This window comes from Chitinophaga sp. sic0106 (assembly GCF_019219075.1).
GTDB lineage: Bacteria > Bacteroidota > Bacteroidia > Chitinophagales > Chitinophagaceae > Chitinophaga.
On the sequence record NZ_JAHUWJ010000020.1, the window covers coordinates 1 to 21,352 of the forward strand.

A 21,352-nucleotide genomic window follows, 5' to 3' on the forward strand; every position below is an offset into this window, starting at 1 on the left:
CCTTTTTTACGATATGACCAATGCCTATCTGGGTGTATCTCTCTCATTTCCCAACAGGGTAATAACTAGTATAACTACATTAATATACCTGTTTAATAATTTCCTACAAAAGTAAAAGGGTGTATCATACTTTTGATACACCCTCTTTTATACCCAGGGCCTGCGGCCCTAAACAGAGGCTATAATTTCCGCATGCCGCCGTTTTTAAACAGCGTGTATGCCGTTTGGTAATTGGCAATGGCCTTGCGCAGCAGCACGCTGTCCATAGGCAGCGATTGCAAATCCCCTGTACTGTCTTTCACATGGAATGTTTGCGCCTGATGCTGTGGTCCAAGAATCATCAGTTTACCTGGCTCGAGATAGCCTAGCAGCTGATAGGTGCTGATCATGGCGCGGGGCTGGTAATCAGCAGCCAGTACATCTCTCCCGTATAAATTTGAATTATAGGACCAGTTGAGGATTCCTAACAGTGTAGGGTATATGTCCAGTTGGGAGCACATGGTAGGGATTTCCCTTGCCGTTTCATTTGGTACGTTGTAAACGATGCAGGGGATATGATATTTGTTGACTTCAATTTCATTTTTTCCTGCTACGCTGGCGCAATGATCCGCCACAAATATGATGATGGTATTTTTAAACCATGGTTTTTGCTGCGCCTGTTTCAGGAATTGCCCGATGGCATAATCGGTGTACTGAACAGCTCCTTCGCGACTGGTATGCGAAGGGATGGAAACTTTTCCTTCCGGATAGGTGAACGGGCGGTGGTTGGAAACGGTCATCACAAAATCGAAGAAAGGTTTGCCAGCCGCATGTTTTTCATCTGCTTTTTTAAGCACGGCGCTATAAATATCTTCGTCGCAAACACCCCATGCATTCTCAAAATGTACGGCGCTGTCCGGGAAGTTATCGCGCTGGGTTGGGAAGTTATCTCCTACCAGGCGATGGCGTAAGCGATCGTAAATATCGAATCCGTTGTTGCCAAAAAACTGGTTCATATTATCGAAGTACCCATCACCGCCGTAGAAGAAGGTGCGGTCGTAGCCGGCATTGCCAAAGATGGTGCTGAGACTGAACAATCCTTCGTTGTTTTTACGGCGTACGATACTCTGGCCTGGTGTAGGTGGTACAGCGAGCGTCAGGGCTTCCATACCGCGTACGGTTCTGGTGCCGGTGGCGTACATGTTGGTAAACAGCAGGCTTTCTTTGGCGATGCTGTCCAGCACCGGTGTGATGTGTTCCTTGCTGCCAAAGCGCTCCATGAATCCGGCACTGAAGCTTTCTATCGTAACCATGATGACGTTAGGCTTTACAGTGGCGCCGGTATCAGCTATGTGGCGATAGATGCTGGAACCGTCTTCCAGGTATTTACTGTTGTTCGACTGTAAAAGACTTCGCATTGCTGCAAAGGCCTGTTTATCATCTTCCAGGATATAATATTTATCGTAGGGCAGCTCATTATTAAAGTAGGCAGAGCCGAAGCTATAGATGCCTGCTTTAGAAAGCTCTTGCTGGTAGCGGTTTTTGCCAGTTTCTGCCCAGGTGTTGCTCACCAGGTAGAGGTGTAAGCCGGCGATTGCAAGAGTGCCTCCGGTGAGAAGGATTCGCCAGCGAACCGGGGTATACGACTGGAAGCTTGCCCGGAACATGCCTAAACGGGCGGTAAGCCAGGTAAGCAGTGCAGTGCCGGCGAGTACGCCACCAATCAGTAATGGCAGCGGGTAGGATTGGTTGATATTGTTGATTACCTCATAGGTGTAGAGGAGGTAATCTACCGCGATAAAGTCGAATCTTGCCTCATATTCCCCCCAGAAGGTAAATTCCGCAAAGAAGGAGAAGATAACGATCAGTAAGGCCAGGAAGAAGCAGAAGGAAGTGAATATTTTGTTGAACCAGGACTTATTGAGTCTTTGCGGCAACAGCAGCAGGTAAACTGAATAAGCGGCGGTAAAAAATACCGCTACGCCCACATCAAAAACAAGCCCTTTCGCGAGTATGGAAAGGATGTTTCCAAAGGATAGGGCGGCCACAGGAAAGGCCCAGCATAATAGCGCGACTCTGACAATCGTGGAAAGCAAAAGGTACAAGGCAGTAAATCCGAACTGCACGGCGTACCTGTTAGGTGTAGGTTTCATTATGAAAAATTGATGGGCGAAGGTAAGCTGTTAGATTAAATTAGGATTAATTTTTTTATGAGCGTATCAGACGTGGGTTTGCAGGAGGGGACTGGATTCTGAAGATTTTCTGAATTTATCTAGTGGGGATATTAGCCGAACCGGTAGCCGGTGCCGTAAACGGTTTTGATATAATCGTTTCCGCCGGCTTCCATCATTTTTTTCCGGAGGTTTTTGATGTGGGTATAGATGAAATCATAGGAGCCGGCCTGGTCGTATGCATCGCCCCAGAGGTGGCTGGCGAGGGCCGACTTGGTAATGAGCCGGTTTTGGTTGGCCAGCAGGTAAAGGAGCAGCTGGTATTCTTTGGTGGTGAGTGTGATAGGTTGCTGATGGATGGTGACGGTTTGGGAGGCAGGGGTGACGGTGATTTCGTGAAAGGTAATTTGTGTGTTCCCGTCAAAGTTTTTACGGCGCAGGAGGGCGTGGATACGGGCATTTAATTCAGGGAGATGAAAGGGTTTGGTGAGGTAATCATCCGCCCCGAGGGTGAGTCCGGATAGCTTGTTTTCCAAAGAGTTTTTAGCGGAGATGATAATGATACCGGCGCGGGAGTGTATGCGTTTAAGTTCTTTGACGATTTCCAGTCCGTTACCATTGGGGAGGGTGATATCGGCTACGATGCAGTCATAGTCAAATTCGTTAACCTTATTGATAGCTTCCTGAAAATCGCCGGCTGTTTCGCAGACATATCCCTGTTGCTCGAGGTACTGCTGAATGGCGTTGCGGAGGGCGATTTCATCTTCTATGATGAGGATCTTCATAAAATAAATATAATGATAATTATTCATTGACAATCATTTATGAAATCGATTGCAAAAAATCGATTGCAACACTAGGAAATTTGGAAAACAGCCCTTATCTTTTGAATGAAAATTGCAGTTCGATACTGTAGTAGCTATTCATAACCCACAAATTTAATCGCATGATTTCCACGTTTCGCATGCATGCATTTGCTGTATTAGCGGCAACCTGTCTATTATCCTGCAAGAAGGATCAAACCCTGGAAACCCCTGCCGATCCTGGCACGGGTACGGGAGCACAAACAGAAGCAATTTTAAGTACCTGGACAAACAACTGGGACAGCTATGCCACGGGCACCTGGCTTTCGCAGGCGCAGGCGGCCAGTGATTTTGGTAATGTCAGCGGTTGGAATTCCGGACGTACTTACATTTCCAATGGTAACCTGCGTATCACGCTGGAGCCGAATGCACTGAGTGCGGCCGGCGGCGTGGTAGCCAACATTGATGTTTCTGACGGTGCTGCTTATGAGATGGATTATGACATCCGGTTCCACAGCCAGTTTGACTGGAGCCGTGGCGGAAAAGTAGGCTTTGGTTTCAGCGTTGGTGAAGGTAACACCGGCGGTGATCCGGGCTGGGATGGTAATGGTGGATCTTTACGCCTGATGTGGTATCAGACAGATGCCGGCAGGGTATTTTTCCAGCCTTACATTTATTACAAAGATCAGCCAGGTGAGTATGGTAACTCTTTCGGCAAAAGTTACCCTTCTTCCGGCAGTATCCAGAAAGGTACTACTTACCATGTGCACATGTACATCAAAAGTAATACCGGCAGCAACACCGATGGTCACGTACAGATCGTGATCAACGGTACGGTGGTACTGGACCAGGACATCCGTTGGACTACCAACGATGCACAGCGTCTGATCAAAAAAGTAACCTTCCACACCTTCCGCGGCGGCAGCCAGAGTTACTGGGAATCTACTTCAACAGGTTATATCTATTATGATAACCTGTCTGTACACAAGATCAACTAAACAACAAATCCCTCATTTCCGGCTCGCACGGGAATGGGGGATTTAGCACGCATGAAGTACCTGATTATATGAATAGATGGGATTCAGAAAAACGTGGTGGAGGCCTGTCTTGACATTATCAACGGCGTACTTTGCGGAGAGAATTACATATCATCGGTAAGATCAGAAAGATCATTTTAAGCGCCTCGTCATTGCCGGTGACGGGGCGCTTTTTTATCGCATCAGGGGAAGATAGTTTTCCAGTCGTTTTTCATACTGATTACCTGCCAGTTGTACTGCTTTGCCATGTTGAGCGATTTATTGTCTTTCTCACTATACTCAAATTCCCTGGCGGCGTCATCATGGTTTACAATGAGTTGTAATGATTTGTAGGGGTTGCCCTGTGAAAAGCGCAGCATATACACATCCCCGGCGCCACCTTCGTTGCCGCAGGCCAGAATAGGCCTTTTGCCAATATGATACTGAATATTGACAGGCTTTTCCTGCTTGTCGTTAAAGGTGGTCAGACCAGGCAAACGCATAATATCATTCACACCGGCGCTATCTATGTACCTGTATTTGAGTTCAGTACCAATCACCTGCTCAGGTGGAATGCCATACAGCGTATCGCTGACCACCCGCATAAAATCTACTGTACCACCCGAACAGATAAACGTTTTAAAGCCATTGGTGCGGAGGTAGTTTAGCAGTTCCACCTGTGGTTTATAAATCGCCTGGTATAGGGAGGTTTTGAGGGTGGGGTGCTTTACCGTATTGAAAAAGAGCTGCACTTCGGCTGCAAACGCGGTTGCGGTCATCCCGGCGTGGGTGAGGTTCACCAGGTGTATCACTTCTTTTAATCCGGCCTTCTCGAAGTATTCTTTATCCTTTTCAATAACGGCCTTGTATGGCTGCTGATTTTTCAATGCCGGGTTTTGAGCTACCATTCTGTGTACGCGAAAAATGGCAAATAAACCTTGAATAAGCGGCTTTTCGGCCCAAAGGGTACCGTCATTGTCAAAAGTAGCGATACGGTCGGCCGGCGGTACAAAATCATTGCCCGGTGTGGTAACAGCCGTAACGAACTGAATAATGGACTGTTTGACAGGGCCTTCATTCCAAGAGGGAAGTGGATCAGTTTGCCCCAATGCCTGGATGGAAATAAGCATACTGATCAGGAGTGCCTGGAGAAGTCTTTGCATGGTCAGTAATTTTTTCTACAGTACAGTTGGCGGGGCGAGATTGTTTAAATGGGGGAAATGGGAGGGCTATTTTAGCGGGGAGATGCCTTTAATGCTATTCCCCGCTATAATATATATGCCTAAAAAAACAAAAACATCATGGCATGACAAACTCCTTTCAGGATGCCGGTGCAGGTTTTCCACGTGTGTACAGTAGAATGATAAATCGTTTTTCGCAAAATCCCCGGCATAGTACAGTAGTTGTTGTGCCTATGAGGACGATTGACCGGAACAGATATTGTACGTTTCATAGTACAAATCTCGCAGGAGGGTGTGACAACCCTGTGTCAGCAGGATTGATCATCTCCCAAAAAAAATCAGATGATATGGTTGGCCTTCATTAATTCTTCCTGGTTCTGGTGATTAATATAGGTCAGGATCAACGGCTGCTGGTGGTTTACCTGCAACAGGTAGGTGACGTTAAAAGGGATGGCGGCATCCGGCTGTTTATGGTAAGTAGCTCCCCAGGTTACTTTTGCGCTGGTATAATGTTCTGTGATGTTATTCAGGGAGATTTCAATGACCTCCATTCTCACCAGTCCCGTTTTTTTATTGTAATCAATTACACTGCGCAGCCATTCTATAAAGGACTCATCATTTTTATAGGTTTTCGATTTTCCGCCATCGGCTACCAGGAATTCTTTTGCATAGAAGTGAGCGATGGCCTGGGGTTGATGACCAGCGGCGGCTTTGCCGTAGTCGGTAAAAAATTTTTCGAGCGTCGTTATCATAGCAGATTATTTATTCCAGCCGATTTCCATAATATCTTTTTCCTGCTGCAGTTGCTGAACGAGTTGCAACATGGACTCATTATTTATTTTATCAAACTTCAGCTGAAGGGTATAGTAATCATCTTCTTTCTCCATGAAAAAGCCGGATAAGCTCAGCTCTTTCATGGCGGTTACCTGTTGCAACACATTGTTGGCGATAGCGCCAGAGGAAGTAACCACGCGTAAGGAGTTTTGGCGAAAGCGCTGGGAAACTCTTTTCTCCAACGGTTGCAGGGCCCATAAAATAATAATGGCTACCAGCGTGGTGGCCCCCGCAGCAAAGTACATACCGCCGCCGGTGGCAAGGCCGATGGCGGCTACAGTCCACAATCCTGCAGCGGTAGTGAGTCCGCGTATAGTGCCCTGCTTCATAAACAGGATGGTGCCTGCACCAATGAAACCGATGCCACTTATCACCTGTGCGGCTACCCTGGAAGGGTCCAGTACCACATGCTCCGTGCCCAGTACATCAGAAAATCCGAATGCGGATACCATCATGATCAGGGAGGACCCAACGGAAACCATCATGTGCGTGCGCATGCCTGCCGTCCAGTCCTTGCGTTCCCTTTCCAGCCCGATCAGCGCCCCGAAAAGCGCTGCCATAGAGAGTCTGATTGCGATTTCCTGCCAGGTTAACATATGCCAACTTTTACTTTAAGTTAACGAAAAGGCAGCGTTTTACCAGCAACATTTGTGCGGCTACCAGATAAAAAAGGGTGATAATACGGTTGTTGGAACGATAAAAAGAGTGCAATTTCGAGAACGCCATATCACTTTAGCATGCAGTTTATATCAATACTCCAAAAGCATTAACGTGGGTATAAACATTTTTTTAGCAGCAAATCCTTCCTTGTACCGCTTTAAAATACAGCGGTTGCTGTCTGCCTGCGACGGACTGCAGGTCGAGGTATTGTCCGCCGAAGAATGGACCTGTCCGGAAAATATACACCTGGAATACGATCTGGTGCTGGTCGACAGCAGAGCCGTATTCCGTCAGATAGAAAGCATTCCCTGGAATGCCTTCAGGCTGGCTTCGTTTATACGTGGTTGTTCTGAACTGGTGCCTATGATTATGTTGGGAGATGATAACGACGTGGAGGAAAAAGTCCGCGGACTGCAAAATGGCTGCGATGATTTTCTGGATCGTTCGGTGAGCGTGGAAGAGCTGGAATGGAGGATTCGTAACCTGGTTAAACGTGCCCGCCGGCAGGCGGCATTTTTGTGAAAGGATGTTTAAGGAGATTTGTTTTCCGCCGTCGGCGGAAAACAAATCTCCGGAGGAGTAAAGACCGAGGGTCTTTACTCCTCCGGAAAAAAATACTGGAATAAGCTTACGGTTTATCCCACCATACCGGTTCCGACAGGTAAGTAGGCTTCGCTGCATTGGCGTTCGCCTTTAACACCTGATCAATATTGAAATTGATTTCATAGCTGGCCACAGCAAACCGACGTGGGTAATCAGTAGGGGCAGGATAACCTTCAATATAAACATGCGATGGCCGCTGATAGCCCTTGTACACACCGGTAGCCACGTTGTACACGCCGGAAGCGTCCGCACAGTAGTTGTTGCGGCGCATATCTACCCAGGCTTCCACGCTGAACGACAACGCAATGTATTTCTGAATCATAATATGGCTTAGCGTCAGGTTAGCAGCGCTTTGTACCACAGAGGTGCTTAGCAGGAACTGCTCCGTTCTTGCCGGTAATATACCGAGCAGGTTCATATGCGCGCGTATCCCCGCCTTGTAAGCCGTTAAGGCCGCGTTGGCATCGCCCTGGCGGAATTTAACTTCTGCCTCAATAAACCTCATTTCCGCATTGGTGAGTAACAGCCCTTTTGCATCTCTTTTCGTATACCAGGAACCGGTAGACAATACCCGCTGACCGGATGTAGGCGCATAAGGATTTTTCCGTAGCGGAATATACACGGAGTCACCATTTGAAAACTTGTTGGTAGCTGCTGTATAGCTGGGGTTGGAAGGGCCTGTTTTAGGCAGGTCGGAAGTCATATCCATTCCTTTGGTAAATAACCAGCCGGTATCTACCTGCATGCGTGGCAGAATGCTGTCCATCCGAGGATCACGCATGTTATTAGCTCCCGTAGGTGCCCCCTGGTAATTATTGGTGAGATAGTCAATGTAGAGTTTGGTGAAGCGCACCGTAGTGGCAGTATTGGTATACTGCAACGCTTCTTTCGCTGTATTGGTCACGGACGGGCCCTCGTCCACATACTGGCGGATGCTGCTCTGGTCATCCGTTTGGGGTGCGTTGGCCAACGCATCCAGCACAGCCTGCGCATTAAAGCTTCCTTTCTTGGTAGTATGCAGCAGGAAACGGGCTTTCAGGCCATAGGCCAGCCTGATCCACTTATCCACCGAGCCATTGTTGAGTACGTCTGCCTTCGACAGTGGAGGCGCCGCAGGGCCCTGGGTCTTTTTCAGGTCAGCAATAGCTTCATCCAACAGTGGGATTATTTTTCCCTGAATATATTCCCCGTCATCAAATTTAGGGGTGTAGGTGCTCGCCATGGCAAATTCATCATAAGGCAGCATGCCATAGAAATCAGCCAGGGTACCAAAGCCCCAGGCCTTGATCACTTTGGCAGCACCGATATAATGCCAGGCTTCTACCTTCTGTGCAGCGGTAATTAACGGGTCCACGTTGACAGCGGTATTTACATACCAGCACTGCCATGGCCAGTTGGCGCTGGAAGTGTTGCTGTACCAACGGGTAAGGTTCCAGTTGTTGTTGGTGGCCGCGTTACTGGCCGGATACACCACCGCTATCTGTTGTGTCAGGAAAGAGGCACGGGTGCCGGAGCTTTCATAACAATCTGAAAACTGGCTGATTAGCGGCGCCAGCCTCATGTCTGCTGTTGGCACATCGGAAGTGGCGGTGTTAGGATTTTTGTTGACATCCAGCCATTTTTTACAGGAACTAACGGCAACGGATATACTTATAAGCAAGAATATTTTTCTCATGGTAGCAGCAATTAGAATTTAAAGTTTAAACCGAAGGCAACTCCTCTCGTAGAAGGTACGCCCACATAGTCGATTCCCACTGATCCGGAACCGGTAACGCCGGCGCCGGCAGCACTGATTTCAGGGTCCATGCCGCGGTAATTGGTAAATAACAGCAGGTTATTGCCGGAAATAGTGGCGGTAGCACCTTTCAGCCAGCCAATACGGTTCACCACATTCGCAGGCAGCGAATACGATAAGGACACAGACCGCAGACGCATCCAGTTCACGCTCTGTATGAAAAACGGAGCATTGTTGGCATATATATCGCGGTAATATTTTTCAGTAGCTTTCACCGTACGGGTTACCGGTTCGTACTTACCGCTGGTAGGGTTCAGCGCCACACCGCTAAAGGTGAGGTCACTGCCACGACCCAACGTAGCTTCGGATAAACCGCTTACCGTCATCAGCCACTCTGTTGCATTATATACATCTCCACCAAAGCGGAAATCCCATAGCATGGAGAAGTTGAACGACTTATAGCTAAAGCTGTTGTTGAGCCCACCTATCATATTAGGTTCCCTGTTACCCACCGGTAAGGTGGTGAGGGAAGAGATGGTAGGGTAGCCGGTATTATAATCCAGGATCACATTTCCACTGGAATCGGTGGCCCATTTGGAACCGCTCAGCCCCATAAACACTCCTTTGTTAAAGGAAGCGGCCTTTCCCGGACCTTCCTGCACATCGGTTACATACAAAATGTTGATAGCGCCAGGCAGCTCTTTCACGCGACCTTTATTTTTAGAGAGGTTGAGGGTTACATCCCAGTTGAAATTCTTGTTACGCACAGGGTTGGCGTTAATGGTAAGTTCTATACCCTTGTTTTCAATCACGCCGGCATTCACCGATTTCAGGATATAGCCGGTAGCGTTACTCACCCTTGGCGACAGTATCTGGTTCACACTTTTGTTGTTGTATACGGTGAAATCCAGTCCCAGCCGGCCACCCAGGAAACGCAGCTCTGTACCAAATTCATAAGAGTCGGTATTTTCCGGTTTCAGCTCAGGGTTGCCTTGCTGCCAGTAGTTCCTGTAGCCGCCACCTATGGTCAGTTCCGGACCAAACAGGCCGGTAGAGGTCACATAAGGATCGGTGTCTTTACCTACACGGGCCCAGGAAGCACGGAGCTTACCAAACGATAACACGCTGTTTTTAGGCAGCAGCTCACTGAACACAAAGCTACCGCTCACAGAAGGATAGAAGAAGGAGCGGTATACCACCGGCAGGGTGCTGCTCCAGTCGTTACGGCCTGTAATGCCCAGGTAGACCAGGTTTTTATATGATGCCCTGAATTCTCCATACACCCCAACCAGCCGCTTCTGGCTTACATTGTCCTGTGCGTAACGGTTTTTGTTATCCGCGTTATTGAGGGAGATCAGCCCAGGTATAGCAAAATTCTCTGCCCGCACGGAACCGGTTTTAGTATAATAGTCTTCTGTATTGTGTCCCAGGAGGAGGTTGAGGTCGAAGTCCTTCACCTGTTTGTGTGCATTGAGCATGAGGTTACCGCTGGTGAAGTTGTAGCGGCGGGTGGTTTCGGACAGCATCCCGTTTTGCCAGGCTATTTTCACGGCAGATCCCGGGCTGGTGAGACTGGTAAACTGTGTCACGAAGTTATCGATACCGAGGCGGTAGGTGGCATCCAGCCAGTTAGTGATTTTCACGCTGGCGTAGATGTTACCGAGCATGCGGGTGGTTTTATCGCTTTGCGGACTTCTGTTGACGGTCCAGTTGGCGTTATCGATATCATCTTCCAGGGCTACATTAGGGAGCAGGCGGCGTTTGGAGCCGTCGGGATTCAGCCATACCGACATATTGTCGTCTGTAGGCCACGACATAATACTTTGGAGATAGCCACTGCCGCTGCCGCCATACAGGCCGCTGCCGGTGAGGGTTTTCTGTGTGTTACTTACCGCGTAGGTAGCGTTTACCCCAAAGGTAAAGCGGCCCACTTGCTGCTCTCCGTTGAAACGTACGGAAGTACGGTTATAGTCGGTAGTAGGTACAATACCCGTTTGCATGATATTGGAGCCGGAGAGGAAAAACTTACTGAGCTTGGTACCGCCGGAAATATTGAAGCTGTTATCAAATGCGTGCGCGGTCTGAAAGAAGTCGCCCAGGTTATCGTAGGCCGATTCGCCGGCGCCGAACTCAGGTCCCCAGGAGAAGTAGGTTTGATCTGTAAACGTGCCGCTGTAGGCGGTACCACGTTTATAGCGGTCCTGTACTTTGGGTAGTTTGTTGACCCAGTTGGTGGTATACCTGGGTGTAACGCTGATGATAGTATTACCTTCGGAGCCTTTTTTGGTGGTGATTACGATGGCACCGGCAGCCGCTTGCAGTCCATACAGCGCAGCGGCAGCGGGGCCTTTGAGCACGGTGATGGATTCCACGTCTTCGGGGTTGATATCCATAGCGCGGTTGCTGTTGGTGGTAGACATGTTCACGGAGCCATCGAAGGCGCTGTTATCGCCCTGACCGGTGGAGTTGTTCATTGGTACTCCATCGATGATAAACAGGGGTTGGTTGTTACGTTCCAGGGAGGTACCACCGCGGATGATAATGGAGGCCGAGGAGCCAGGGGCGCCGCCTGCATTGGTGATGTTAAGACCTGCAATTTTTCCGTTCATGGAGTTGATCAGGTTGGCATCTTTGTTTTTCATCAGCTCATCCGCCTTGATGTCCTGCACGGCATAGCCGAGGGCTTTGCGTTCTTTTTTGATACCCATGGCGGTAACGATCACCTCGCTGAGTCCGGTACGTGTGGGCATCAGCGTTACATTGATGGTGGCTGCTTCGCCAACGCTGATGGTTTGGGCGAGGTAACCGATGTAGGTGAATTCAATCGTTTGCCCGGCGTTTGCCTTGATCGTGTATTTTCCGGAGGCATCCGTGACGGTGTTGACATTGCTTTCCCGGATACGCACGGTGACCCCGGGCAGCTGTACCTTTTCATCGGAGATGACGGTGCCGGAAATAATTTTTTGCTGCGCCACTGTGAGATTGGGCAACAGGAGTGCTATTAACGACAGGATCGTCAATAACCTGAGTGTAGTTCTCATGTTAAACGTTTTAGATGTTGGTTGACTTGCAGTTAATACTTATCTGATTATAATAGGAGCATAGTATTTCTTTCTACATACAAAACTTGATTCCACAATAAGCAAATAATTGAAAAATGTTTCTTTGAATCCGTTGTGAATTACAGTTTGGAAAATGGATTTCGCATTGGTACTAATATACTGGCTAAAAATATAATTTTCAAGCTATTTTTTAAATATTTAGGTATAGGTACCCATGACACCTTCGGTGTCATGGGAGGGGGGCCGTGCTGCGCACGGCGGGCGCTTTTAAAGGACGGGCTTGAAGGCTTGTGCATGTGCCGGTTCTTTTGAATGGGGATTCGTGCCATTTTCCGGAAGGGAGTGCGCACAGCGCACACCCCCTTCCGTGATCAGCCCCCGCCGCAGGCAGGGCTGATCACGGAAAAACCTGCTGAATTTTTAAATTATTTTTCAGAATTTAGGACCTTATCAAAAAATGGGACACGTTATGAACTGTAAGTCAGGTAGCTACTTGATAAGAATAGCTTTATTGCTGCTGCTCTTCGCAGGAACAAAGTTACAGGCGCAAACCGCCAATCCACAGCAGTACAAGTATGTATTCACGGTGGCAAAGGATGGTTCGGGCGACTTCAAATACATTCAGGATGCGATTGATGCCATGCGGGTATATCCGTTGATGCCGATTGTGCTGTACATCAGAAATGGGGTATATAATGAAAAGATTGAATTGCCGGCGCCTAATACGGATGTACGTTTCATCGGGGAGAGTGTGGATAGTACGATCATTACCTACAACGACTTTTCAGGCCGTGGTAAGCTGACGACCTTTACCAGCTATACAGTGAAGATTTCCGGTAACCGTTTTATTGCAGAAAACATCACGTTTGTGAATGCGGCGGGGCCGGTAGGACAGGCCGTGGCGTTGTATGTAGACGCAGATAAGGCCGTGTTTAAAAACTGCCGTTTCCTGGGACATCAGGATACGATTTTTACCGGCGGGGAAGGGGCGCGACAACTGTTCGTAAACTGCTACATTGAGGGTACTACGGATTTTATTTTTGGTCCTGCTACGGCAGTATTCCAAAACTGTACCCTGCATTGCAAGGCTAATTCCTATATCACCGCTGCCAGTACGGCTGGTAAGGCGTATGGCTATGTGTTTGCCGATTGCCGTATTACGGCTGATCCGGCGGTAAAGTCGGTGCAGCTGGGCCGTCCGTGGCGGTCAGGTGCCAAAACAGTTTTTTTACGTTGTGAGATGCCGGCGGCCATTGCGGCGGTAGGGTGGAGTAACTGGAGCAATCCGGAGAATGAAAAAACGGTGTACTACGCGGAATACAAAAGCAGTGGAGCCGGGGCTAATGCTGCCGGTCGGGTAAAATGGAGCCATCAGCTAAGTGATAAGGAAGCCGCACTATATACCCTTGCAAACATTTTTCGTTTAGCCGGTACCGATAGCTGGTATGAAAGCATTGATACGCCTGCGTTTCAATGGCCAGCAAAAACAAAATAATTTTACTTGGTGTTTCATGAATTACGTAGCATATTTGCATTTTTGCACCAATATTCTTTGTAGTTCATGAAACACCTGAAGTTGATCCTGCCATTGCTGTTCCCTGCTGCGCTTACCCAGGCCCAGCAAATTACCAATGCTACTTATCTTGATCGTTTTGACGGCCTTTTTGCCGAGATAAAAGTTAACAACCGTAAAGTGCTGCTGCACCGTTCAGGCCTGGTTACCATTGATAAAATAGAGAACCAGGGCTACTTTCATACGGTAGTAGGGATTAAGAATAATGCCTGCGGCGCCATCAATTACAGCGGCAAAATCATTGCGCCTTTTACCTTTGATGAAGTAAAGCTTGCCGATGAGGACGACGAATACGAGCCGTCTAACAATTACTGCTTCGTTATTACAAAGCTCAATGGCAAATATGGCGCTATTGATACGCTGGGCAATGTCATCTGCAAAAATGAATACCAGTTAATTGAGCCGCTGAACGCACGCCTGCTCAAGATCCAGCGCAATGGCCGCTGGGGCTGGGTGGAATTAGCCACCGGCAAAGTGTTACAGGAACCTGCCTACACAGCAGTGAGTAAGAGTTATGTGAGCCCTTATGTAGAGATAGAAAACAATGGTAAAAAGGGGCTCGCCAAAGAAAGCGGGGAAGTGGTGGCAACACCGGAATACACCGCCTTTCATTATCCCGGTATAGAAAATAGCCCGCAGTTTGGCTATGAAATAAACGGAAAGATAGGCCTGATGGACCTCTCCGGAAAGCGACTCACGCCTGCCGAATACACGAAAATACAACGTGGCCCTATAACCGGAACCTTTACCATGACACTCCCCGGCAAAACCGTTATTATCGATGCCGCCGGAAAAGTGATGACCGCACCGCCATTCACATCTGCCAGCTCCTTCGGCAGCTTTATGGTGGTAAAACAACAGCAAAAATTTGGCGCCATTAACCAGGCTGGAAAAATGGTGGTACCCATTGCATACGACGACATCGAAGTGTACACTGGCAAAGGAGAGCCACAAACGCCATCGGCTTCGCTGCAAAAGCGCTGGGTAGCCCCGGAACCTGCGTATTTCCTGGCAAAGAAGGGCACCTTAACCGAGTTGTTTGACAGTACCGGCAAAAAGTTATTAACCGGCAACTATGCGCGGCTGCGGGTTTTCGGTTCTAAACAAGGTGCTTTCATCATTACACAGGATGCGAAAGGAAATTCCGCATTACTACGTACAGACGGTACCGTTATTATACCGTCCGGCTTTGAAATGGTGGTGGATGGCTATTCCAATTCGTACCTGTATAGCGACGGCAGCGCAGGAGCAAAGCAAAGCGAGTATGTGGCTATCGCTGCCAATAAACAGATGGGACTCTACCATCTCCCTGAAAACAAAATGGTACTACCGGTGAAGTATACACGCATAGAGTGGCAAAACGAACATTTACTTAATGTAAGAGAGGGAGAAGATGCATACGCCATGGTGGATGTCAATAACAAGATCGTCAAACCCCTGCAACAGTACGGATTTTATACGGCGGTGGCACCTGACCGTGTCATCGAAACGAAATATCAGAAAGACGGAAGAGTGACTACCATGACCGACCTGGAAGGCACGGTACTGTATACACGTAAAAACTGGGATTTTAAGCAAAACAGCTTTTCCAGGCTACTGCTTCCTCCAGGTAAGGAGCCGGATCATATCCTATTTACGGACGGACTGCTGAAACTATGGGGTATACCGGAAGAAAACCTGTTCCTGAATAAGAAAGGAGAAGAAGTGAAATTCAAGGAATACGATTTTGTCAGCGACTTCTATAACGGCCTGGCTGTTGCCGGTAAAATGGATGCCGACAGGAATGGTACTTATGGGATCATCAACCTGAAAGGTGAAATCATTTATCCCATCACTGCGGCTGATATGAAACAGTTTGACAGCTCGCTGATACTGGTAAAATCGGACACACTGGAAGGCTTACTGAAAAAGGACGGAAGCGTTTTTTTACCACTGAAATATAAACGTGTTGCCCGCATGAATGACCTGCCTTACTTTAAAGTTACATCCAATAAAGGAGAGGGCGTGCTGGACTCCACAGGTAAAGAAGTGATTGCACCTGCCTACCAGGAAGTGTATTACTATAAGGATAACAAGATTTTCCGGGTGATATCTGAAGATGGTAAGTATGGATTGATTACCCTGGACGGAAAGGTTTTGCTGCCGGCAGTATACGATGAGCTGACTCGTAATTATGGCCATAGTAGCGGAGCTTTCCCTATTTTTGTAAAAAAAGATAACCGCTATTTTTATATAGATGAGCAGGGAAAGGAACTACCTTACACGGCTGCAAAATCCAAAGGGTATAATGACTAAATATATTATTGGCGCTTGTTTGTTATGGAGCGTAACAGCGCATGCACAAAAAGGCTCCGCTTTTGTGGGCGGCCTTGCCAGAATTGAACAGGATGGTAAAAGCTGGTATATCAATACCCGTGGTGAAAAGGTATTTGATGCGCTGATGGATGTATTGAAAGGAGATGCCGACTCTAATGCATTGCAGGTAATCACCCTCAACGGAAAAATGGGCGTGATGGATGCGGCGCAGCGCATCGTGCTGGCGCCGGAATACGATCAGGTGAACAACAAGTGGAACCAATATCTAGAAGTAAAAAAAGGTAATAAAGTAAATCTGGCCGACAACAAAGGAAAGCTGCTCTTTCCCTGGCAGTTTGAAGAAATAAATTACCTCGACGGCAGCAATTTTGATGTGCGTGCTGGTAAGCTGTGGGGGATCTACAGTCTGGAAGCAAAGGGCCTGCTAATACCACTCGCCTATGAGGAATTCGACTACTGTGGCGGCTGCGGGCGTAAAGGAGATTACCTGTTCGCGAAAAAAAATGGAAAATGGGGCATCATTAATTTCAGTAATGAAGTATTGCTGCCCTTCGAATATGACCACCAGCATGCCTTTATGCGCAGTGATAACTGGATTCGCAGCCTCAAACGTGGTGACCAGGATGTGGTAATTAACCTGGATACTAAAAAAGTGTATAACGCTCCCGAATACACGGAAATGGATGTATTGGCAGGCGGTTTGTTGAAAGCCAGGCATAACGGGCAATTCGGACTGATTGACGCCACAGGTAAAATAGTAGCAGATTTTGAATACACAGATATCTATAGTCCCTATGATGAAAGATATGCGGGCCCCTTCATGGGTGTGGTGAAAAATGGTAAACATGGCATCATACTTTCTTCCGGCAAGGGACTGCTGCCTGCTACTTACGACAGTGAAATCCGCTGCCAGGAACACTACCTCATTGTGCAGGAAGATGGCATGTACCAATTATTGGATAGCACGGGCAAACCCTTGCTGGATAAACATTACACCAGCATAGAGCCTATGTACGTGGGCAGGGATGACAACAAACAGCTCATTTTTATCCTGAAGCAGCAGGCGGTGGATGGCTTTTATAACCCGGCAACTGGTAAGACCGCGGCACCGGCATTTTATGAGCTGGACCCTACTTCTGATGCCAGTATGGCCATAGTGGAACACCAGGGCCAGTTCGGGCTATATAGCATCGGCGGTGAAATTATACTGCCCATCACCTATAATGGAATCGAAGAATTAACGACCACGCTATTTACTGTAACTGATGAAGAGAACAGGCGTGGACTGTATGATGTACGTGATAAAAAAATGCAGATACCGCCGGCATTCAGGAATGTAAGCCTGCTGCCAGGCAGCCCGGATAATTTCCTGGTTACCCTGAATCATGACGACGCCGCCTACCGGTATGGGATATACGATAAAAACTACCGGCAACTGCTGCCACCAGATTATACTGATATTATCTGTATTGGTAGGGAAGGTTATTTATTAAAGCAGCTGCAGGGTGATTCAGTAATTTATTCTCTCTATAACATAACAACAAAAAAACGGTTTCCGCTCAAATGCCTGTATGCCCAGCAGGTAGACATACCCGGACAGTTGCAGCTGACCGGGACTGACGAAGCCGGCATCATCAATGAAAACGGCCAGATGGTAATACCGATGGTCAAACAAATGATTCATCCGCTAAAGAATCATACTTATCAGGTAATCAGGGTACAGAAAGATGGTAGTTACAAGTACGGTTATGCCGACAGTACCGGGAAAATGATCGTGCCGGTGATATACGACTATTCTGGAAACGATCGCGATTTTGAGGGAGATGGACTCCTGCTGGTGCGGGATGATAAAGAGGTTGGTCGCAGTAAAGTAGGCCTGGCCTCTACGCAGGGGCTGATTAAACTGCCCACTGCTTATAGCGCCATTATGGAAGGAAAGCCGGGACCAGGATATATTGTGATGAAAGATAATAAGTTCCAGGTGCTGGGCCTAAACGGACAGCCGGTAGTGCCCACTCTCTTTGATGACGTAACCCTGGCAGAAGTGCCTTACCGCAACGCCACGCTGGTATCCTTTTCCTGGCCGGTGATGGTGCTTAACGGCAAAGTATATCAATACCTCACCGCTGACGGTACGCTGCTACCGCTCAAGCTCACAGGGGTGATTTCTTATCAGCCCGCATATGGATACTAATCCATTAGTGGGGAAAAAGTACACAGTTGAACTGATATAAAAGCGAATGCCAGCGCGGGTTACAGGGCTGGCATTTACTTTGGTGGCTATTTCTAAAAGGAATTTGCTATGACTATGCGTAAGAACCTGCTTATCGGAAGTGTCGCAGCCGTGGCTGCCGCCGGTTTAATGCTCTACCTTAAAGGACGCAGTGTGTCCATTCCACGCGGAGCTACCGCCGTAAAGCCTTTCGATCTCTCCAGATACCTGGGTACCTGGTACGAAATTGCCCGGAAAGATTACCGCTTTGAAAAAAATATGAGCAATGTAACCGCTACCTATAGCCTTACCCCAAAAGGAGAAGTGCTGGTAGATAACCGCGGATATGATGAAGAAGCTGGCGAGTGGCGGGAAAGCACCGGTAAGGCCAAATTTGTAGGGGATAAGACTACGGGGAGATTCCGGGTATCCTTTTTTCCGTTTATATATGCCGGTTATAACGTAATCGATATTGATGATGATTATCAACACGCCCTCGTTGTAGGAGATAACCTGGATTACATCTGGTTCCTCTCCCGCACACCTGAACTACCGGAATCTGTACGGGAACGTTTTATGACAAAAGCGGAAAATCTGGGGTACGAGATAACTTCCCTTATCTGGACAACGCACGACAGAAAAGAGCCCGAGCCCGAAGTTGTCAGTTAATTGTCAGTTTGATAAATAATAATTTGAGGATCACCTGCCAGGGGGATGTGTGCTCGCAACACGTCTTCCACGGCGGGTGTCGTCATTTTAAGTTCCATGAATTAGGGAAAAAAATAAGGGTAATAATCTTTGTAAACCCGCATCGATTCTATGGTTTCCATAAAATCCTTATCCGATTAAAACTTTTCCCGATTGCGTAAATGATCCTCCTATCTTCACTGTAATTTTGCGGTTGCGAATTTCGGGATAACATTACTTATACCAACAACATTCTATTTATTCATCCTGCTTTGACCTACCCGGAAGCGAACTATTCAAACTGATAATTGATATATGAACAGGGGAACCATTACGCGGATTTGCTTTATTGCCGTTGGAATAGCTACAGGAAGCGTAGCACACGCACAGCATATTCAGGAGCCATCCGTTAAGTCCAAGACCAGCTTTGCTATTGTAGTAGATGAAGATACTTACCGTAAGGCTAAACCGGAAATAGATGCTTACCGTACCGCAGTGGAACAATCCGGCCTCGGTACCTATGTGATATACGATAACTGGAAAAATCCGGAGCAGATCAGGAAACTCCTGAAAGACCTGTACGCCCGCCCGCAGAAGCTGGAAGGTACCGTGCTGGTAGGCAACATTCCTGTGGCTATGATCCGCGATGCGCAATACCTCACTTCTACCTTTAAGATGAACCAGAAGATCAACTGGCAGCGTTCCTCAGTACCTTCTGATCGTTACTACGATGATTTTCACATGGATTTCGACTTCATCAAACAGGACAGCCTGAAGAAAAATTATTTCTATTATAGCATCAACCCGGATGCGGCACAGCAGCTCAACAAGAGCATTTACTCTGCCCGCATCAAGCCACCAGTGATGGCTGGCAAGGAATCTGCTGAGTTGATCAGCGAATACCTGAAAAAGGTAGTGGCAGAAAAAAAGAAAAAAAATCCGGTGAATGATATGTTTATCTCCACCGCGCATGGTTATAATTCAGAGTCCATCAACTCCGTTGCAGGTGAGCAGATGGCGCTCAGAAACCAGTTTCCTGCAGTGTTCAGTCCAGGTAATGTGGTGAAGTTTTACCATTTCACCAACGAGCCTTTCCTGAAATTCAGTTTGCTGTCGGCACTGAAACAACCGGAAACCGATATCGCCATCATGCATGGCCACGGCGATTCCGATATTCAGTTGATTAACGGTTACCCATATGTATCCAATCCACAGGGTTCAAAAGAGAACATCCTCCGCTACCTGCGCGCCAAGATACAATCCGCTAAGGAAGATGGCCGCGATGTGGAAGCAACCAAAGCTTCTTTCGTAAAATCCCTGGGTGTGCCTATGTCGTGGATGGACAATGCGCTGGACCCGGAAGTGATCAAAGAAGATTCTATCTATAACCACAATCTGGATATTCATATAGACGATATTATTGCCACCAAACCAAACGCACGTTTCGTGAGCATGGATAACTGCCTTACCGGTAGCTTCCACCTGGATGAGTATATCGCAGGTTACTATCCGTTTTCCGGTGGTAGCAATATTGTGGCGGTAGCCAATTCTGTAGGTGTATTGCAGGACCTCTGGCCGGATGAAGGCATGGGCTTACTGCAGCATGGTGTACGCGTGGGCAACTGGTTTAAAAACTACGGTTACCTGGAAACGCATATCATGGGCGATCCTACTTTCAGCTTCAGCAGCATTTCCAACAAAGATATCAATGACGCGGTGACGGTTGATCACCCGCTTGCTTACTGGAAATCCCTGTTGCAAACACCAGACGCCGATATCCAGGGGCTCTCTCTTATCTACCTGAAAAATAAAATGGATAAAGCTGCTTATTCGGCTTTATTGAAAGATACCTACTTCAACTCCCAGTACGAAACTACCCGTATGCAGGCGTTTCAGCAACTGGAAAAGCTGAATGACAAGAATTACGTGGAAGTGCTGAAAGCAGCTACTACTGATCCTTACGAGTTTATCCGCCGCCGTGCCCTTTACGAAATCGGTGAAAATGGTGGTGATGAATTTGCCGCCACCGTGGTGAACATGATTGTGAATGATTATCAGTCCGAACGTATCGGCTTCAAAATCCGTGGTATCATTGCTTTCATGAACGCGCAGCCGCTGCTGAAAGAAATTGATAAGCAGATTACACCTAACAGCATGGTGCATTTTGAACAGAGTCGCGCCGACCTCGTAAAATCCATCAACTACAACGAGAAAAAAGTAAAAGAGCTGACAGATACCATCCTCGATAAATCTAAAACTGACAAGAGCAGGATTTCCGAGATCACTACCATGCGTGCTTACCGTTACCACCAGACTATTCCTGCACTGGTAACCATCGTAAAAGATGCGCAAAACAGTGAAGCCGTGAAAATGGCTGCTATGGAGGCATTGAGCTGGTTTCCGAGATCTTACAGGGTAAACGAGATCATCGCACTTTGCAAAGAGGTGAGCAGCAGCAACAACTATTCCGCGGCCCTGAAAACACAGGCACGCAAGAACCTGAACATCATTCAATAACGC

The 21,352-nt window shown here is 47.7% G+C and carries 14 protein-coding genes; 7 read left to right on the forward strand and 7 right to left on the reverse strand.

Annotation, left to right across the window (positions count from 1 at the left end; genetic code table 11):
- Positions 1-179: 179 nt before the first annotated feature.
- Both KW844_RS23420 and KW844_RS23425 read right to left on the reverse strand, forming a co-directional pair.
- A complete protein-coding gene (locus tag KW844_RS23420) occupies positions 180-2,132 on the reverse strand; it encodes an LTA synthase family protein (protein ID WP_218379221.1) in 1,953 nt (650 codons plus the stop codon).
- 131 nt (positions 2,133-2,263) lie between these two features.
- The gene (locus tag KW844_RS23425; protein WP_218379222.1) at positions 2,264-2,935 is read right to left on the reverse strand and encodes a response regulator transcription factor; all 672 of its coding nucleotides are present in this window, start codon (positions 2,933-2,935) and stop codon (positions 2,264-2,266) included.
- Between the two features lie 161 nt (positions 2,936-3,096).
- Here KW844_RS23425 and KW844_RS23430 point away from each other — a divergent pair, with 161 nt between their 5' ends.
- The gene (locus tag KW844_RS23430) at positions 3,097-3,951 is read left to right on the forward strand and encodes a polysaccharide lyase (RefSeq protein WP_218379223.1); all 855 of its coding nucleotides are present in this window, start codon (positions 3,097-3,099) and stop codon (positions 3,949-3,951) included.
- A 221-nt stretch (positions 3,952-4,172) separates the two neighbouring features.
- On the opposite strand, the gene KW844_RS23435 is transcribed toward KW844_RS23430, so the two are convergent.
- The 3 genes from KW844_RS23435 to KW844_RS23445 form a co-directional block, all read right to left on the reverse strand.
- Complete coding sequence (locus KW844_RS23435; RefSeq protein WP_218379224.1) at positions 4,173-5,132, reverse strand: HAD family phosphatase; 960 nt, start codon at positions 5,130-5,132, stop codon at positions 4,173-4,175.
- Between the two features lie 356 nt (positions 5,133-5,488).
- Positions 5,489-5,902, reverse strand: coding sequence for a hypothetical protein (locus tag KW844_RS23440; protein WP_218379225.1), 414 nt, complete (start codon positions 5,900-5,902; stop codon positions 5,489-5,491).
- Between the two features lie 6 nt (positions 5,903-5,908).
- Positions 5,909-6,580, reverse strand: a complete 672-nt coding sequence (locus tag KW844_RS23445; RefSeq protein ID WP_218379226.1) for an MgtC/SapB family protein — start codon at positions 6,578-6,580, stop codon at positions 5,909-5,911.
- A gap of 175 nt (positions 6,581-6,755) precedes the next feature.
- Between KW844_RS23445 and KW844_RS23450 the strand changes: the two genes are divergently transcribed.
- On the forward strand, positions 6,756-7,166 hold the full coding sequence (locus KW844_RS23450) for a hypothetical protein (RefSeq protein WP_218379227.1): 411 nt from the start codon (positions 6,756-6,758) through the stop codon (positions 7,164-7,166).
- Between the two features lie 106 nt (positions 7,167-7,272).
- Here KW844_RS23450 and KW844_RS23455 read toward each other — a convergent pair whose 3' ends face one another.
- Entirely contained in the window at positions 7,273-8,922 is a 1,650-nt protein-coding gene (locus KW844_RS23455; protein WP_218379228.1) for a SusD/RagB family nutrient-binding outer membrane lipoprotein, read from the reverse strand.
- Positions 8,923-8,933: 11 nt separating this feature from the next.
- Positions 8,934-12,023: a SusC/RagA family TonB-linked outer membrane protein gene (locus tag KW844_RS23460; RefSeq protein WP_218379229.1), complete on the reverse strand. Its 3,090-nt coding sequence runs from the start codon at positions 12,021-12,023 to the stop codon at positions 8,934-8,936.
- 490 nt (positions 12,024-12,513) lie between these two features.
- Here KW844_RS23460 and KW844_RS23465 point away from each other — a divergent pair, with 490 nt between their 5' ends.
- The 5 genes from KW844_RS23465 (at position 12,514) to KW844_RS23485 (ending at position 21,349) form a co-directional block, all read left to right on the forward strand.
- Entirely contained in the window at positions 12,514-13,539 is a 1,026-nt protein-coding gene (locus KW844_RS23465) for a pectinesterase family protein (protein ID WP_255578600.1), read from the forward strand.
- 66 nt (positions 13,540-13,605) lie between these two features.
- On the forward strand, positions 13,606-15,912 hold the full coding sequence (locus tag KW844_RS23470; RefSeq protein WP_218379231.1) for a WG repeat-containing protein: 2,307 nt from the start codon (positions 13,606-13,608) through the stop codon (positions 15,910-15,912).
- Positions 15,905-18,127, forward strand: a complete 2,223-nt coding sequence (locus KW844_RS23475) for a WG repeat-containing protein (protein WP_218379232.1) — start codon at positions 15,905-15,907, stop codon at positions 18,125-18,127. The genes KW844_RS23470 and KW844_RS23475 overlap by 8 nt, the downstream gene beginning before the upstream one ends.
- 108 nt (positions 18,128-18,235) lie before the next feature.
- The gene (locus KW844_RS23480) at positions 18,236-18,814 is read left to right on the forward strand and encodes a lipocalin family protein (RefSeq protein WP_255578601.1); all 579 of its coding nucleotides are present in this window, start codon (positions 18,236-18,238) and stop codon (positions 18,812-18,814) included.
- Positions 18,815-19,147: 333 nt separating this feature from the next.
- The gene (locus KW844_RS23485) at positions 19,148-21,349 is read left to right on the forward strand and encodes a HEAT repeat domain-containing protein (RefSeq protein ID WP_218379233.1); all 2,202 of its coding nucleotides are present in this window, start codon (positions 19,148-19,150) and stop codon (positions 21,347-21,349) included.
- Positions 21,350-21,352 lie beyond the last annotated feature (3 nt).